The following is a 17004-nucleotide window of genomic DNA, read 5'->3' as shown; positions in this document are numbered from 1 at the left end:
TTCTCATCATTTTTAGTGTTGGAACCGCAGGCGATGTCCGAAGTACCGACGAGGACTTACCTCAAACGCAGTAATAAATAAAAAAGCAATGTCTGGAGGACAAGCGAAGACGGAGCTCCCAAACGCAGTAGGTAATCACAAAGAACATCCACAAGTCATACTCTCACAACCCAACTCCCCCTTACCAACATATAAGCCTAAAAAGATATAATTACAAGATATTAATAAAGGTATAGAAACTTCCAAATGAACTATTTTGCAAAAAGAATTATTCCCTGTTTAGATGTAAAAGATGGACGCGTTGTTAAAGGCGTTAATTTTGTTGGGCTCAAAGATGCAGGTGACCCTGTAGAAGTTGCCCGCCGTTACAATGAAGAAGGTGCAGATGAACTTACATTTTTAGACATTACCGCCTCATCTGACAATAGAGACACCATAGTAGACATTGTTGCTAAAGTTGCTCGTGAAATATTTATACCTTTAACTGTTGGTGGTGGCATCCGTAAACTTGATGATATTTACAAACTCTTAAATGTCGGATGTGACAAAGTGAGTGTAAACTCAGCAGCTATAAAACGACCAGAACTCATAGATGAAGGTGCAAAAAGGTTTGGCTCACAATGCATTGTAACCGCCATAGATGTGAAAAAAACTGGTGATGTTTATAATGTTTATCTTAATGGTGGCAGAGTAGATACTGGCATAAACGCAGTAGAGTGGGCGAAAGAGGTGGTCTCTCGTGGAAGTGGAGAAATTTTACTTACCTCAATGGATGCAGATGGTACAAAGGCAGGATTTGAGCTAAATATTACTGAGCAAATATCTAAAGCTGTAAATGTTCCTGTTATTGCAAGTGGTGGAGCAGGGACAATGGAGCATATAAAAGAGGCATTTACACATGGTGCAGATGCAGCACTTGCTGCTTCCATCTTTCACTATAAAGAGATAGATATTATGGATCTCAAACATTACCTGCATAATCAAAATATTCCGGTAAGATTATAAAGCAACTACTTGCGTGAGCTCTCTGCTGAAGAGAACACAGCGTTAGCGTAAACAAAGGAATTACTTCCTTTGTTGTTAAAAATAATAAGGGAAAGGTTCCCTTGAATTTATAAAATAAATTGAAGGAATGAAATGATAATTTGTGCTGGAAATAGTGAAAACTTCTCATTTGCAACACCTATGGGAGTAGGGCTTATTGAGAGTGCTATAAATATAACAAGATTATGTTTGTTTGACAAACCAGAATTTTTACTCTTCGTAGGAACTGCTGGAAGTTATGGTGACTCAAAATTATTTGACATAATAGAATCTAAAACTGCTGCAAATATAGAACTCTCTTTTTTAAACAGTGATGCTTACACTCCACTAGACAATGTTGTCACTACTAACACAACAAACAAAAAAGATATAGTAGTAAACTCTTCAAATTATATCTCTACAAACGCAGCCCTTACAAAAAAGTTTTTAAAGCTTGGAATAGGCATTGAAAATATGGAATTTTTCTCTGTATTAAAGGTTGCACAAGAGTTTAACATACCAGCGGGTGGCGTTTTTTGTATAACAAACTATACAAATAAAACTGCTCATGAAGATTTTTTAAAAAATCATGAGAAAGCAAAAGAACTACTAGAAATCCATGTCAAAAACAGAATTAAGGAACTTACATCCAAATGAGTACAACAAAACCATCCCTTTATGACTTCACACAAAAAGAGCTAACAGCGTTAGTCAAACCATCATTCCGTGCAAAACAAATATATGGTTGGTTATACCATCAGTACACAGAAAATTTTGATGAGATGAAAAATATTCCTAAAGCTATGAAAGAGGAACTTACACAAAAATATTGCATAAATCCTATGAAAATAGTAAAAAAAGAGGAGTCAAGTGACGGCACTATTAAGTATCTTTTTGAGTTACAAGATGGTAAAACAGTTGAAACTGTTTGGCTTAAAATGAAAGATGAAAAGTATGATGAAGATGGAACACTTATACAAGAAGCAAGATATACAATCTGTGTTTCAACACAGGTAGGGTGCAAAGTAGGATGTGCATTTTGTTTAACAGCTAAAGGTGGTTTTACAAGAGATTTAACCGCTGGAGAGATAGTAGCGCAAGTAGTAAATTTAAAACGAGATAACAATCACAAACATAACCGTAAAATAAACATAGTTTATATGGGAATGGGTGAACCTCTCGATAATCTTGACAACCTTGCACAAGCCATAGAAATTTTTAAAGAGGAAGAGGGCTTAGCAATATCAGCAAAAAGACAAACTGTTAGTACAAGTGGTCTCTCAAATAAAATAGATCAGCTTGGTAAAATGGATTTAGGTGTGCATATTGCCATATCTCTTCATGCAGTAGATGATGCACTAAGAAGTGAACTTATTCCTATGAATAAAGCACACAATATAAATTCAATTATAGAGGCTGTAAAACGCTTTCCAATAGACACACGCAAGCGTGTTATGTTTGAGTATCTTGTTATTAAAAATAAAAATGACGACCTCGGCAGTGCTAAAAAACTTGTTAAACTACTTACTGGTATTAAAGCAAAAGTAAACCTTATATACTTTAATCCTTATCCAGGAACACCCTATGAGAGACCAAGCCGTGAAGATATGGTGAACTTTCAAGAGTATCTTATTAATCATGGCTTATTATCCACTATACGCGATTCTAAAGGCATTGATATCTCTGCAGCTTGTGGTCAATTAAAAGAAAAAAATCAGGATGAAATTAAAGGTGATTTTTAACAGATAGATAACAAATCCAGGAGTATAATTCCATCGAAATAGTGTTCTTGTATAGTTTCTAAATGAGAGATTTTACAAGAAGTCTAAAATTTATTAAAGGATCATTATGGGTGATTTTACTGGCGTAGATATTGGAGAAGTAATTTTATTGGTTACTGTGTTTACTGTTGGAGTTGGCGGCTTTATCTGGGCAGCACTAAAAGAGGACTAAATTGAAGACGACCAACACACCAGGGAGGTCGTCTATAAATGTAATAATACCCTACTAATCTTAAAAAAATCTATCATCAATCTCTTTCATTCACACATTGTTCTAACTTGTGAATACTTTACAACTTTTCATCATACAAATTTAAAAATTTCCTAAATTATTAAGAGTTTTTTTATATAAATATAAGCTTATAAAAATATTTATGTAAGCTTAAAGTACCTATTTTAGGGGTATATAGAGTTTTACACATCTTATTCACATATTTAAAAAGAAAAAAATTATCTCTATTGAAAAGTTATTCACATATGGGAATAACTTTTTCAAAAACAGACTATTATTAGACTTCTTACAAACTCTGCATAGCCACTTTCTCAAAATCAACTTTACTTTTAATATTATACTTTTTATCATAAAGCTCAAATTCAAGTTCACTTGCATGAAGCAGTAATCTTGTTGCACCAGAATTTTCAATTCTATCTTGCGGTGTTAGTTCTCTATCTAAAAAACGAAGTATATTTTCCTCACTCTGTCCATAAATTGGATCACCAACTATTGGATGTTTCACGTGAAACAGATGCACCCGTATTTGATGTTGTCTTCCTGTATGTGGTGAACACTCAATAAGCGTCATATCTTTATCTGCAAAATAGTTTAAAGGTTTAAAATCTGTTTTTGATGGCTTTCCAGCGGGATCAACTTTTACAACCATGCGCACAAGTGCGCTCTGGGCTTGAAATCGTAAAAGTGGCTCTTCCACGCTAAACTCCTCTTTCACCTCTCCATGAACAAGAGCTAAATACTTCTTTTGCATCTCTCTCTCTTGAAACATCATCTTTATATCTCTTTCACTTACTCTATTTTTAGCACATAAGACAAGTCCACTTGTCTCTTGATCTATTCTATGTGCAATATTTGCATCTCGTCCAAACTGAAACTTCAATTCATCGATAAGAGAGTAGGGTGTCTTTTTACTTTGAGGGTGAATAAGAACGCCACTTGGTTTATCAAAGACTACAAACTCCTCCTCTACAAAGCTAGGTTCTAAACCTTTTGTAATGGGTTCAAAGTATATAAACTCAAACTCTCCCTCAATTTCACCTGCAGTCTTGAGCATCTCTTTGCCATCCACAAGCACACGACCTTTTGATATAAATCGTTGGGCTTCTCTTTGAGTATATCCTAGTTCATTTACCAGATACAAAAAAGCTTTTTGTTTCTTAGGCACATACATTTTTTTTATTACAAATGGCAAATTAAATCTCCTCTTTAATCAACTTTTTACTATAGTTTCAGTAGAATTGATTACTTAATTTATACGAATTTTAGCATAAAAGGCAAATATATGGTTGATAGATATTCCCGTCCAGAAATGGCATCAAAATGGACATACCAAGCAAAATACCAAGCATGGTTAGATGTAGAGAAAGCAGTAGTGAAAGCTTGGGCAAAACTTGGAAAAATTCCTCAAGATGATGCTGATAAGATTGTTGCAAATGGAAATTTTGATATTAAGCGTATTGATGAGATAGAAGCTGTTACTCGTCATGACCTTATTGCGTTTACAACATCAGTTTCAGAAACTCTTGGTGATGAGTCACGTTGGTTCCATTATGGAATGACATCTTCTGATACTATCGACACTGCAGTAGCACTTCAGATGAAAGACTCTTTATCACTCATTATTGAAGATGTAAAGATGATTATGGAATCTATTAAAAAACGAGCAACGGAACATAAAATGACTCTTATGGTTGGTCGTTCTCATGGTATTCACGGTGAGCCTATTACATTTGGTCTTGTTCTTGCTGTTTGGTATGATGAGATGAAACGCCATTTAGAAAACTTAGAGCAGACTATGGAGGTCATTTCTGTTGGTCAAGTAAGTGGAGCAATGGGAAATTTTGCACATGCACCACTTGAACTTGAAGAGTATACTTGCGCAGAGCTAGGTCTCAAACCTGCACCTGTTTCAAATCAAGTTATACAAAGAGACCGTTATGCTCGTCTTGCTTCTGCTTTAGCACTTATGGCATCTTCTATAGAAAAATTTGCGGTTCAAGTTCGCCACTGGCAACGCACAGAAGTATATGAGTGTGAAGAGTATTTTGCAAAAGGACAAAAAGGTTCTTCTGCAATGCCACATAAACGCAATCCAATTTTAACTGAAAATATAACAGGTCTTGCAAGAATGATACGCGCTTATGCAGCACCAGCTATGGAAAATGTAGCACTTTGGCACGAACGAGATATTAGTCACTCATCAACTGAGCGTTTTTGGCTACCAGACTCTTTCATCACATCTGACTTTATGCTTCACCGTATGAACAATGTTATAGCCAACCTAACAGTTTACCCTGAAAATATGATGAGAAATCTCAACTTAACAGGTGGTTTGGTTTTCTCACAACGCGTTTTACTTGAATTACCACTTCAAGGTGTAAGCCGTGAAGATGCATATAGAATTGTACAAAGAAACGCAATGAAAGTTTGGGAAGAGATTCAACAAGGTCGTCCAACTACAAATGAAAAAGGTGAATCACTTTACCTTAATCATCTTTTAGCCGATGAAGAACTAAGAAGTAAACTCAGCGAAGAGCAAATTCGTGAATGTTTTAATTATGATTACTACACTAAAAATGTAGATAATATTTTCAAAAGAGTATTTGGAGAATAGGCAAAGATGATAACAGTTATAAAAAGAAATGGAAGAACAGAACCTCTTGACATTTCAAAAATACAAAAATACACTTCTGCGGCCGTCAAAGGCTTATACAATGTAAGTCAAAGTGAACTTGAAGTTGATGCACAAATCCATTTTCGTGATGGAATAACATCAAAAGAGATTCAAGAGACACTTATAAAAACAGCAGTAGATAAGATTGACATCGATGCTCCTAACTGGACTTTCGTTGCCTCTCGTCTTTTCCTCTTCAATCTTTACCATCAAGTAAATGGTTTTACAGGATATTGCTCTTTAGAGAAATATCTTGAAAAAGGTGAAAAAGAGGGACGCATTCTTTTAGGTCTTAAAGAGATGTATGACCTTGAAGAACTTCAAAAGCATATTGAACCAGAGCGTGACTTACAATTTAATTATCTTGGAATTAAAACGCTTTATGACAGATACCTTATTAAAGATAGAAATTCAAATCCTATAGAGTTACCACAGCATATGTTTATGGCTATTGCAATGTTCTTAGCACAAAGAGAAGAAAAACGCCAAGAGTGGGCAATAAAATTTTATAACATGATAAGTAAGTTTGAAGTAATGTTAGCAACACCAACACTCTCAAATGCAAGAACACCACGACACCAACTTAGTTCTTGTTATATTGGTTCTACTCCCGATAACATCGAGGGTATTTTTGATGCATACAAAGAGATGGCAATGCTTTCTAAATTTGGTGGCGGTATTGGTTGGGACTGGACACAGGTTCGCTCTATGGGTTCATATATTGATGGACATAAAAACGCAGCAGGCGGTACAATTCCATTTCTAAAAATAACAAATGACATAGCAATCGCAGTTGATCAACTTGGAACTCGTAAGGGTGCTATAGCTGTCTATCTTGAGCCATGGCATATTGATGTAAATGACTTTTTGGATTTGAAGAAAAACTCTGGTGAAGAGCGCCGCCGTGCGCATGACCTTTTCCCTGCAATGTGGCTCAATGACCTCTTTATGCAACGCGTTCAAGAGGATGCAATCTGGACACTTTTTGACCCTTATGATGTACGAGAACTCACTAACCTTTATGGAGATGAATTTAACAAGCGTTATTTAGCATTAGAACAAGATGAAAACCTTATAAAAGAGAAGATTAAAGCGAAAGATTTATGGAAAAAGATACTTACTTCTTACTTTGAAACCGGCTCACCATTTTTATGTTTTAAAGATAATGCTAACCGTGCAAATCCAAACGACCATTTTGGTGTTATACGAAGTTCTAATCTCTGTACAGAAATTTTTCAAAACACACAGCCAAATCACTATAAAATCAAATTTATCTTTGAAAACGGTGAGAGTGTTAGTTATGAAGAGAATGAAATAGTCAAAGTTGATAGCGGCATAGAAAAACCAGCGAAAAAAGTGACTGCACTTGATTCACTTGGTGGTATGCAAATTTTTGTTGTTGAAAAAGAAAAGGTGAATGGCTCAACTGCCGTATGTAATCTTGCTTCAGTAAACCTCTCTAAAATTAACACAAAAGAAGAGATAGATAGAATCGTCCCTACCGCTATTCGATGTTTAGATAATGTAATTGATTTGAACTTTTACCCTGTAGAAAAAGTAAAACGAACAAATATTAGAAGCCGTTCTATTGGTCTTGGTGTTATGGGTGAAGCACAAATGCTTGCAGAAGCTGGAATCATGTGGGGAACTCAAGAGCATTTTGATAAAATAGATGAAGTTATGGAAGCAGTTTCATACAATGCTATCTCCGCCTCTGCCGATTTATCTTTAGAAAAAGGTGCATATCCTGAATTTGAGGGGAGTAAATGGAGTAGAGGAATTATGCCTCAGGACCATGCAAACGCAGATGTTATCAACCTAGTTGATCGCGGTGGGCTCTTTGCATCAAAGTATGAGTGGGATGAACTCCGTGCAAAAGTGAAAAAACAGGGAATGAGAAACGGTTACCTGATGGCTATTGCACCGACAAGCTCTATCTCTATTCTTACAGGAACTACACAAGCTATTGAGCCAGTATTTAAACGCAAGTGGTCAGAAGAGAATTTAAGTGGACTTATTCCTGTTGTTGTTCCAAATCTCTCTCCTGAAACATGGAGTTACTACACACCAGCATATGATTTAAACCAAACTATTTTAATAAAAGCTGCAGCTATAAGACAAAAATGGATAGATCAAGGTCAATCACTCAACATCTTCATTACACTTGATAAAGCAAGTGGAAGATACCTAAATGAGATATATATGCTTGCTTGGAAATTAGGTTTAAAATCTACCTATTACCTGCGTTCACAATCACCGGAAGTAACAAATGATGTTGAAGACAGATCTATGGAGTGTGTAGGTTGTCAATAAAATGAAACCGCTCTCTCAAACGCAGCTCTCAAACTTTTTAAAAAGATTTAATGATTTTAAAGATGCTGAGTTGCGTTCATTAAAAATTATCTCTGCTACGCAAATAAAACTCTCTCTTGCAGCACAAGATAGTGCAAGAGGATTTGATTGGATAAGTTTAGATCTTTTATTCACAGATGTAAGTGATGCAGCTTTAGTTCAAAATAGTAAACTCCCACTTATTGATTTGAATGATGGAATAAGTATAATAATGACTAATAATGAATTTGCATTTGCTATCGGTGCGTGCTATAATATAAATAGTATTAAGAACTCTATATGTTATGTAATTTCAAAAAGTATAAAATACCAAGAGAGTTCATTTTAAAGGATAAAAAATGAGTTATAAAGTTGTGAGTGAAATATTAGGTTTTAAAGATATGCAAGAGATTGTTATAGAACCTATTGATGATTTTTTTTCTAAAATGAGTGATGCCAATAATAAAAATATCTCTTTTATTCTCGTTAATCCACATCTTTTACGAGAGTATTCATTTAATCTTCCACAAGATATGAAAACACTCTTAAAGATAGATAACAACACAAACATAACTGTCTATAACATCTTACTCATTCAAAAACCACTTGAAAAATCAACTATAAACTTTTTAGCTCCAATAGTTATAAATAACGATAACAAGACAGTAGCACAGGTTGTTTTAGAACCAAAACAAAATCCTGATTTTGGTATGGCTGAAAGAATAGAATCTTTTAAACAAGAAAAGTAACTAAAGTAGCATTTTTTTAGCTTTTAAAAATGTATAATTGTCCCAAAAAAGGAATAAATTATGAGAGTAGTATGTCCCCATTGTCTAAGTGTAAATAATGTACCACAAAAAGATAGCTATAAAAAAGCGAATTGTGGAAAATGTAAAAAATCACTTTTGGATACAAAACCCATAGAGTTAAACAGTAGTAATTTTGATGAAGTTGTTGTAAACAGTGATATTCCCGTCATTGTAGATTTTTGGGCACCATGGTGTGGACCATGTAAGATGATGGCACCAAATTTTGAACGCGCTGCAACAAACTTCCCGCTTAAAGCACTTTTTGCAAAAGTAAATACTGAAAATGAACAAAATTTAGGTGCGCGTTTTAACATCAGAAGTATTCCAACTATTATAGTCTTTAAAGGTGGTCGTGAGGTTGAAAGAGTAAGTGGAGCACTTGATGTAAATGCTCTAGGCTCACTTGCTTCTAAATACGCTATATAACTACTTGATGTAAGAGCAACAGTAGTCTGTAACGCTTTTTATCTTCAAGTCAAACGCAGCGTTAGCAGGAACTTCAAAAGTTTCAGGTGTATGAAGTGTTTTAAATGCTCCTTCACCTGGAAGTCTTACTTCTAACTCACCACTCAGTATTTCCATAATCTCTCTATCAGCTGTATTAAATGTATATTCACCAGGAAGCATAATTCCTAAAGATTTCACACTTCCATCACTAAATTCAACTGTTCTACTTGTTACTTTCCCATCGTAGTAGATATTTGCCTCTTTTACTACTGTTACATTTTCAAATTTTGACATTATATTTTTCCTTTTCATTAGTTTATTAATAAATTTTTAGAGCTTGAAAATTTTATATGGTCTAAGTTGAGGCTCAGAGCAAAGCGAGGATTTGTCCTCACATTAGACCATATAAAATTTGTTAGTCAATCACTTACGCGAGCCCTTGAGTTTTACCCTCTGAGAGTGTGTAATAGCAACCGCCATAGCATCCGAAATATCCAAAGGCTTAATCTCCTTTTTGATATTTAAAAGACGCTTCACCATAAATGCAACCTGCTCTTTTTGCGCCTTTGCTTTACCCGTTAAAGCCTTTTTCACCTGCAAAGCAGTGTACTCGTGAAACTGCCCAAACTCTTGGAGTAATTTTAACATAATTGCACCACGAAACTGCGCTAATTTGATGGTGGTCGCAGGATTATGTGCATAAAATATATCTTCCATCGCTACTTCATCAACAGTGTGATTTTGAAAAATTCGCTCAACTCCTTCTACCATTTGTGGTATCTGAAATTGTAAATTTTCTGCTTTCATTTTAATAAGTCCCGCTTCAATAAGTGAGATTTTCCCATTTTCAAGACGAATAAGGGCATACCCCATATTTCTTGTTCCTGGATCTATTCCTAAAATTGTCATATATTTCCTAAAACCATTTAAAGTGACAAATTATAGCAAAAAAGCTCTCTCTTTCACATTAGTAAAATTAAGTTATTCACACTCTTTTAACCCCATTTTATGCAAACTCATAGTACTATTCACATTAATAACACAAATTAAGGGCAATATGTGAATATAGGTCAAGAAGTCTTAAAAACACTCAAAGATGAGATAACAGAAGTAGAATACAATAGATATATCAGACATTTAACATATGATATAAAGAAATCCACTAGTGATAGAGCGATTTTTTATGCACCAAATGCTTTGGTTGTAAATTGGATAAAAAATAAATATAGTGATAAACTCGCACATCTCTTTGAAATTAAAACTGGTTCAAAAGTTTTTGTACAAATTACACTTAAAAATAGAGTAGAGACAAAAAAAGCAAAAAAAATTATTGAAGTAAAGCAAAATAGCTCACTTTTAAACCAATCTCACTCATTTGACAACTTTATGGTCGGTGGCTCTAACCAATTTGCCTATGCTGCCGTAAAAAGTGTAAGTGAAAACGCAGGAAAAGTTTATAATCCTCTTTTTATTTATGGTGGTGTTGGACTTGGTAAAACACATCTTATGCAAGCTGCTGGAAATGTCTTTCAAAATGAGGGAAAAGTTGTTATTTATACCACAGTAGAGCAATTTTTAAATGATTTTATCCGTCATGTGCGTAATAAAACGATGGAACGCTTTCAAGAAAAATACCGTAAATGTGATGTATTGCTTATCGATGACATCCAATTTCTCTCAAATAAAGAGGGCATCCAAGAGGAATTTTTTCATACATTTGAAGCACTAAAGAGTACAGGTAAACAGATAATACTTACAGCTGATAAACACCCTAAAAAGATAGGTGGACTTGAAGCAAGACTTCAAAGCCGCTTTGAATGGGGACTTGTAGCAGATATTCAACCTCCAGAGTTAGAGACAAAAATTGCTATTATTAAAAAGAAATGTGAAATAAACAAAGTGCAACTCTCTGAAGACATTGTAAATTACATCGCTACAGTCATTGATTCAAATGTACGTGAAATAGAGGGAATTCTCTCAAAACTCCATGCATATTCCCAACTGATGCATGTTGATATTGATCTCTCTTTTACAAAAAATGTTTTAAAAGACCAAATGAATGAAAATAGAGCAAATCTAACTATGGAATCTATTACAGAAGTCGTAGCAAAAGATCTCAATATTAAACCAAGTGAAATACGTTCAAAAGGCAGAAGTAAAAATATAGTCTATGCAAGACGAATTTGTATCTATATAAGCCGTGAACTTACACAACACACAATGCCACAACTTGCTCAATACTTTGGTATGAAAGATCACACTGCCATTAGTCATACCATCAAAAAAATCAATGATTTAATAAAAGATGATGAAGATTTTAGAGTAAAAATCGAAGAATTAAGCAATAAAATAACTTCAATATAATTTTCATTGTAAAAAAAATTAAAAAAAAAGATATAATTGTAAAAGTGAATAGGTGTGAAAGATGCTAAAGCAACTCATCACATCTAAGAAAGTCTTGTAGTAGGCTTGTAAAAGGTTTATTCACTTATTCACCTCTAACTACTACTACTTACTAAAATTATATAAATATATAGGGATTTTAAAAATGAAAATATCAATATCTAAGTCGATATTAGAAAACATACTAATTCATGCAGGACCTTTTTTAGAAAAAAAAGATACTTCTCAGATTACTTCTCATGTATATTTAAATGCAACTGATAATAAACTGACTTTAAAAGCTACTGATTATGAAATAGGATTTTTAGTTACTACTGACAAACTTACAATTATTGAAGATGGAAGTATTACAGCAAATGGTAAAAAATTTTTAGATATTGTTAGAATATTAAAAGATGGAGATATAAATCTTGAAGTTAAAAATGATACTCTTTTAATTTCTCAAGGTCACTCAAACTTTAAACTACCAACATTTTCTTACAATGAATTTCCAGAGTTTCCATCTTATGAAAATAGATCAAAAATTTCAATAGACTCACATACTCTCATAGACTCACTTAAAAAAATAACACCTGCAATAGATACAAATAATCCAAAATTTGAACTTAATGGTGCTTTAATAGACATCAAAAAAGAGACAATAAATTTTGCTTCAACAGATACTAGAAGGTTAGCAGTTGTCACTATTAATAATCAAAATGATAATGAACTCTCAATAATAATTCCTAAAAAAGCAATTGTTGAAATTCAAAAACTCTTTTTTGATAATATTGAACTTTACTATGATGAGACAAATCTTATTATTCACTCTGAGCAATATACATTCTTTACAAAACTCATTAATGGTAAATTCCCAGAATATTCAAGAATCATACCAAAAGAAACAACTCATAATTTACTACTTCCAAAAGCTACTATGATTGATTCTATTAAACAAATTACTACTATCTCTACAGATGTGAAAATTACATTTTTTAATGAAACAATTAGTTTTGAATCTTTAAGCGATGATAATATTGAAGCAAAAACAGAAATAACATTTACTACAAATTTTAGTGAACCTTTTTCAATTGCTATTAACTCTAAATATCTTTTAGATTTTTTAAACGCAATTAACTCTTCAGAATTCAGCATCGGTCTTAATGAAGGAAACCTTCCATTTATTATTAAAGATCAAAACTTCATTACAGTAATTATGCCTATAGTTATATAAGCCTCTTAAAGACATAAAACTTCTTTTTAGTTAAATTTAGATAAAATATCTCCAATAATGCCAAATATGGCAATGGAGAGTATTTAATGCAACAAGATTACGGTGCTAGTAATATTAAAGTCCTTAAGGGTTTAGAGGCTGTTCGTAAACGTCCTGGTATGTATATTGGTGACACTGGACATCGCGGACTTCATCATTTAGTTTATGAAGTCATTGACAACTCTATTGATGAAGCAATGGCAGGATACTGTGATACGATAACAGTAACACTTACAAAAAATGGAACTTGTAAAGTAAGTGATAATGGTCGTGGTATTCCTACTGGTATGCATCCAACAGAGGGAATGAGTGCTGCAACTGTAGTTTTAACTGTGCTTCATGCTGGTGGAAAATTTGATAAAGATACTTATAAAGTTTCTGGTGGACTACATGGTGTTGGTGTTTCTGTTGTAAATGCTCTCTCTTCTGATCTTCATATGACAATCTATCGTGATGGCAAGATTCATGAACAAGATTTTAAAATGGGTATTCCACAAGAACCTCTTAAAGTTACGGGAACTACTAGAAAAACTGGAACAACCATTGAATTTGCAGCTGATCCAAGTATATTTACAGATACTGTAACTTTTGAATATGACTACTTAGCAAAAAGATTTAAAGAGTTAGCATACCTAAATCCAACTATTACTATTAAATTTATTGATGAGAGAAGTGCTAAAAAAGAGGAATACCATTTTGAAGGTGGTATTGCGCAATATGTAACTGATATGAATAAAAAACAAATTGTTGCAAATGTTTATAGTTTTAGTGGTAAAGTAGAAGATATTGAGTTTGATATTGCTCTTATGTATAACGACTCTTATGAAGAAAAACTTGCATCTTTTGTAAATAATATTAGAACTCCAAATGGTGGTACACACGAAGCAGGTTTTCGTGCGGGACTCACTCGTGTTATATCAAACTACAACTCTAAAAATGGCGCGGTAAAAGAAAAAGATGTAAAAATATCTGGTGATGATGTAAAAGAGGGTCTTATTGCTATTGTCTCTGCTCGTGTTCCAGAACCGCAATTTGAAGGGCAAACAAAAGGAAAGCTTGGAAATACTTATGTTCGTCCTCTTATTCAAAAAGCAACAGGTGAGGCTCTTAGTAAATACTTTGAAGAGAATCCGATTGAAGCAAAAGCGATAGTGCAAAAAGCACTTATGGCTGCTCGTGGACGAGAAGCTGCCAAAAAAGCTCGTGAACTTACTCGTAGAAAAGATTCTATGAGCGTAGGAACACTTCCTGGTAAATTAGCTGATTGTCAAAGTAAAGATGCTTCTATTTGTGAGCTTTATCTGGTGGAAGGGGACTCTGCAGGTGGTTCTGCAAAAATGGGTCGTGACCGTGTTTTTCAGGCTATTTTACCACTTAAAGGGAAGATTTTAAATGTTGAAAAAGCTCGTTTAGAGAAAATTTTAAAATCTGATGAAATTACAAATATGATTACGGCTATGGGTTGTGGTATTGGTGAAGAGTATAATGAAGAGAAACTTCGTTATCATAAAATCATAATAATGACCGATGCCGATGTTGATGGTAGCCATATTCAAACACTTTTACTTACTTTCTTCTTTAGATATTTTAGAGATATTGTAGAAAAGGGGTATTTGTATCTTGCACAACCACCACTTTACAGATATACAAAGGGTAAGAAAAAAGAGATTTATTTTAAAGATGATAGAGCTATGAATGATTTCCTTATTGATAATGGTGTTGAGTCTTTAGAGGTTGAGAGTATTGGTCATGATGATTTAGTAGCTTACTTTAAAATGGTAGACCATTATGCTGGTTCGCTTGAGGCGCTAGAGCGTCGTTATGCTCTTGTAAATCTTATCCGTCTTTTTGTAGAAAATCCTGATTTAATTGCTCTTGATGCAAAAGATATGTTTGAAGAGATTAAAAAATATTTAGACTCCATTAATAATAATATTTTGACATACACAATTAATGAAGAGACAAATGAAATTCATCTATTTGTTCAAACAGAAGGTGGAATGGAAGAGTTACTTATAAATGATGAACTATTTGGTGCACCTCACTTTGCAGAAGCGAGTTTCGTTTATAAAAAGATTCAAGAGTGGGATATCTCTTTTGAAAAAGATTTCATAGAGATTTTAAATGACATTAAAGAGTATGCGAAAAAGGGTGCATATATCCAACGCTACAAAGGTCTTGGTGAAATGAATCCTGAACAACTTTGGGAAACAACAATGACCCCAGAAAACAGAGTACTTCTACAAATCAGCATTGATGATGCAGAGGTAGCTTCAGACTCATTTACTCTTTTTATGGGTGATGAAGTAGAACCTCGTCGTAACTATATTGAGACACATGCAAAAGATGTGAAACATTTAGACGTATAAATTATGCTACTGCCGCAGACAAAAGAGAGGGAATATAGATTTAAACTGGCGCTAAGAATGGGACTTCCTATTTTTGCACTTGTTATTGCTTTTATATTTCACACTTTTGTTAGCAACTATGGAAATTTAAACGCCTCAATGTATATAGAGGCAGTTTTTCTTCTTTTTATAAGCATCTATTTTATTTTTTATCTTATTTATAGTGGTTTTGAAGTAAAAATAACTGACAATGTAACAAAAACTTTCACACGAGAATATCTTTACAAATACCTTATAAAAGAACTTCACAATAAAAAGACTTATACACTTATACTTTTAAGTGTCAATAATCTTAATGATATAAATAAACTCTATGGGATTAAAAATGGAGATAAGGTTTTAGGAGAAGTTGTCCTTTGGATAGCAAAATATTTTAAAGAGGCAGATATAAATAACTTTCCATTAGGTCATTTAAAAGGTGGTGATTTTATTATTGGTCTTGAGGGAAAGAAAGAGAAATATATGACACTTTTAGATCTTTTTTGTTTGAAGTCAAATGAGTTTAAAGTGGGTGATATTGAGGTAAAAATCTCTGCTGCTATTAGTGATAGTAATTATTCTCAAGAACTTGATTATCTTATTGAACATCTTTTTGAAATTCAAAATAGAAAAAAAGTGACAAAAGAAGAGGAAATAAATCCAAATGAACTTGAATCTTTAGTTATAAACGCAATAAAAGAGAGAAATATTCTTCTTATGAAGCAAGATGTATTTGAGAAAGAAAGCCTTGCGTTTAGAGAGTGTTTTGTAAAACTAAAAGGGGAGGATTCTAAGTTTATACATCCAAAAACCTATATTAAAGTTATAAATAAACTCTCTTTGGGTGTTGATTTTGATCTACTTGTTCTAGAAGAAATTTTACAAAAAAGTGTTGAAAATAAGATATTTCATGCTATTAATATTTTGCCAACATCTTTGAGAAACGATAAATTTCTTTTTCGGGTAAAAGAGCTCTTTAAAGAATATGGAACCCTAAATCTTATATTTGTTCTCTCTGAATTTGAGTACTATTCACATACTAAAAGATACAACAACATTTTACACTCTTTGAAAAAATTGGGTATAAAAATTGCCATTGATAGACTGGGTTCTATTCATACAAGTTTTTTATATTTAAGAGAATTAGATATTGATATTGTGAGGTTTGATTCCTATTATTCAAATGATGAAAAATTAAAGAAAAATTTTAATATTGTTGATGGTTTTGTAATTATGGCTCATGAAAAGGGAGTAAAAACATGGATAAAAAATATTCAAACGCAGCAGAGTTATGAACTTGTAAAAAAGCTTAAATCTGACTATGTTCAAGGAAAATATCTTTCAGACTTAGAGCAAAGATAGATATTTTTGAATCCAAACAAGGGCTTCATCTCTATTTTTGAACTCTTCGTGCATTTGTGCTTCATAAGTATCATCTAATATTTTTGAAAAAAGTGCTGATGGTTTTAAACCAAAGGTTAAAAGTTCTCTTCCTCTTATAAAAGGCTCTACTTTTTTGTGAAATACCCCCAATCCCCTTGCTCTATTAATTAAATTATCTATTTCTTTTTTTTTATTGTTGTGATAAAGGGCATAAAGATAAACGCAATAGAGTGATATGTCTATTTTCGTTGCTAATTTATAAATATCGTAATTGTGTAAATC

The 17004-nt window shown here is 33.2% G+C and carries 15 protein-coding genes and 1 pseudogene; 12 read left to right on the top strand and 4 right to left on the bottom strand.

The annotated features are described in order from the left end of the window. Positions 1 to 246 precede the first annotated feature (246 nt). The 3 genes from hisF (at position 247) to rlmN (ending at position 2765) form a co-directional block, all read left to right on the top strand. Positions 247 to 1005, top strand: a complete 759-nt coding sequence (gene hisF, locus MVY38_RS00675) for an imidazole glycerol phosphate synthase subunit HisF (RefSeq protein WP_297482312.1) — start codon at positions 247 to 249, stop codon at positions 1003 to 1005. Between the two features lie 132 nt (positions 1006 to 1137). Beyond that, positions 1138 to 1680: a purine-nucleoside phosphorylase gene (locus tag MVY38_RS00670; protein WP_297482309.1), complete on the top strand. Its 543-nt coding sequence runs from the start codon at positions 1138 to 1140 to the stop codon at positions 1678 to 1680. Further along, positions 1677 to 2765 carry a 23S rRNA (adenine(2503)-C(2))-methyltransferase RlmN gene (gene rlmN, locus MVY38_RS00665; RefSeq protein ID WP_297482307.1) on the top strand — a complete coding sequence of 363 codons (1089 nt, stop codon included), beginning with the start codon at positions 1677 to 1679 and terminating at the stop codon, positions 2763 to 2765. Before MVY38_RS00670 ends, rlmN begins: the two co-directional genes overlap by 4 nt. Before the next feature lie 557 nt (positions 2766 to 3322). Here the strand turns inward: rlmN and MVY38_RS00660 are convergent. Beyond that, positions 3323 to 4228 (bottom strand): RluA family pseudouridine synthase, encoded by a 906-nt coding sequence (locus MVY38_RS00660; RefSeq protein ID WP_297482305.1) that lies wholly within the window; start codon positions 4226 to 4228, stop codon positions 3323 to 3325. A 90-nt stretch (positions 4229 to 4318) separates the two neighbouring features. Between MVY38_RS00660 and purB the strand changes: the two genes are divergently transcribed. From purB to trxC, 5 genes are read left to right on the top strand one after another with little or no spacing between them, the layout of a single operon-like run. Beyond that, the gene (purB, locus tag MVY38_RS00655) at positions 4319 to 5650 is read left to right on the top strand and encodes an adenylosuccinate lyase (RefSeq protein ID WP_297482303.1); all 1332 of its coding nucleotides are present in this window, start codon (positions 4319 to 4321) and stop codon (positions 5648 to 5650) included. A gap of 6 nt (positions 5651 to 5656) precedes the next feature. After that, positions 5657 to 8023 (top strand): ribonucleoside-diphosphate reductase subunit alpha, encoded by a 2367-nt coding sequence (locus MVY38_RS00650; protein ID WP_297482301.1) that lies wholly within the window; start codon positions 5657 to 5659, stop codon positions 8021 to 8023. A 1-nt stretch (position 8024) separates the two neighbouring features. Then, positions 8025 to 8390: a hypothetical protein gene (locus tag MVY38_RS00645; protein ID WP_297482299.1), complete on the top strand. Its 366-nt coding sequence runs from the start codon at positions 8025 to 8027 to the stop codon at positions 8388 to 8390. A gap of 10 nt (positions 8391 to 8400) precedes the next feature. Then, complete coding sequence (gene fliW / locus MVY38_RS00640; protein ID WP_297482297.1) at positions 8401 to 8790, top strand: flagellar assembly protein FliW; 390 nt, start codon at positions 8401 to 8403, stop codon at positions 8788 to 8790. A 60-nt stretch (positions 8791 to 8850) separates the two neighbouring features. Beyond that, positions 8851 to 9276 carry a thioredoxin TrxC gene (gene trxC / locus MVY38_RS00635; RefSeq protein WP_297482296.1) on the top strand — a complete coding sequence of 142 codons (426 nt, stop codon included), beginning with the start codon at positions 8851 to 8853 and terminating at the stop codon, positions 9274 to 9276. On the opposite strand, the gene MVY38_RS00630 is transcribed toward trxC, so the two are convergent. Together MVY38_RS00630 and ruvC are read right to left on the bottom strand one after the other, a co-directional pair. After that, positions 9277 to 9591, bottom strand: coding sequence for a pyrimidine/purine nucleoside phosphorylase (locus MVY38_RS00630; protein WP_297482295.1), 315 nt, complete (start codon positions 9589 to 9591; stop codon positions 9277 to 9279). Between the two features lie 129 nt (positions 9592 to 9720). Next, positions 9721 to 10206 (bottom strand): crossover junction endodeoxyribonuclease RuvC, encoded by a 486-nt coding sequence (gene ruvC, locus MVY38_RS00625; RefSeq protein WP_297482293.1) that lies wholly within the window; start codon positions 10204 to 10206, stop codon positions 9721 to 9723. Between the two features lie 150 nt (positions 10207 to 10356). Here ruvC and dnaA point away from each other — a divergent pair, with 150 nt between their 5' ends. From dnaA to MVY38_RS00605, 4 genes are all read left to right on the top strand, one after another. Beyond that, positions 10357 to 11661, top strand: coding sequence for a chromosomal replication initiator protein DnaA (dnaA, locus tag MVY38_RS00620; RefSeq protein WP_297482291.1), 1305 nt, complete (start codon positions 10357 to 10359; stop codon positions 11659 to 11661). Positions 11662 to 11845: 184 nt separating this feature from the next. Next, complete coding sequence (gene dnaN, locus MVY38_RS00615; RefSeq protein WP_297482288.1) at positions 11846 to 12913, top strand: DNA polymerase III subunit beta; 1068 nt, start codon at positions 11846 to 11848, stop codon at positions 12911 to 12913. Between the two features lie 86 nt (positions 12914 to 12999). After that, positions 13000 to 15321: a DNA topoisomerase (ATP-hydrolyzing) subunit B gene (gene gyrB / locus MVY38_RS00610; protein WP_297482286.1), complete on the top strand. Its 2322-nt coding sequence runs from the start codon at positions 13000 to 13002 to the stop codon at positions 15319 to 15321. A gap of 3 nt (positions 15322 to 15324) precedes the next feature. Then, positions 15325 to 16701, top strand: a complete 1377-nt coding sequence (locus MVY38_RS00605; RefSeq protein ID WP_297482284.1) for a GGDEF domain-containing protein — start codon at positions 15325 to 15327, stop codon at positions 16699 to 16701. On the opposite strand, the pseudogene MVY38_RS00600 reads toward MVY38_RS00605, so the two are convergent. After that, positions 16687 to 17004, bottom strand: a pseudogene (locus MVY38_RS00600) (hypothetical protein); the annotation flags it as partial. The gene MVY38_RS00605 and the pseudogene MVY38_RS00600 sit on opposite strands and share 15 nt — an antisense overlap.

It is taken from the genome of Sulfurimonas sp. (genome assembly GCF_027056685.1).
Lineage (GTDB): Bacteria > Campylobacterota > Campylobacteria > Campylobacterales > Sulfurimonadaceae > Sulfurimonas.
The sequence above is the reverse complement of the archived record's forward strand: the minus strand, read 5'-3'. Positions and strand labels throughout refer to the sequence as shown.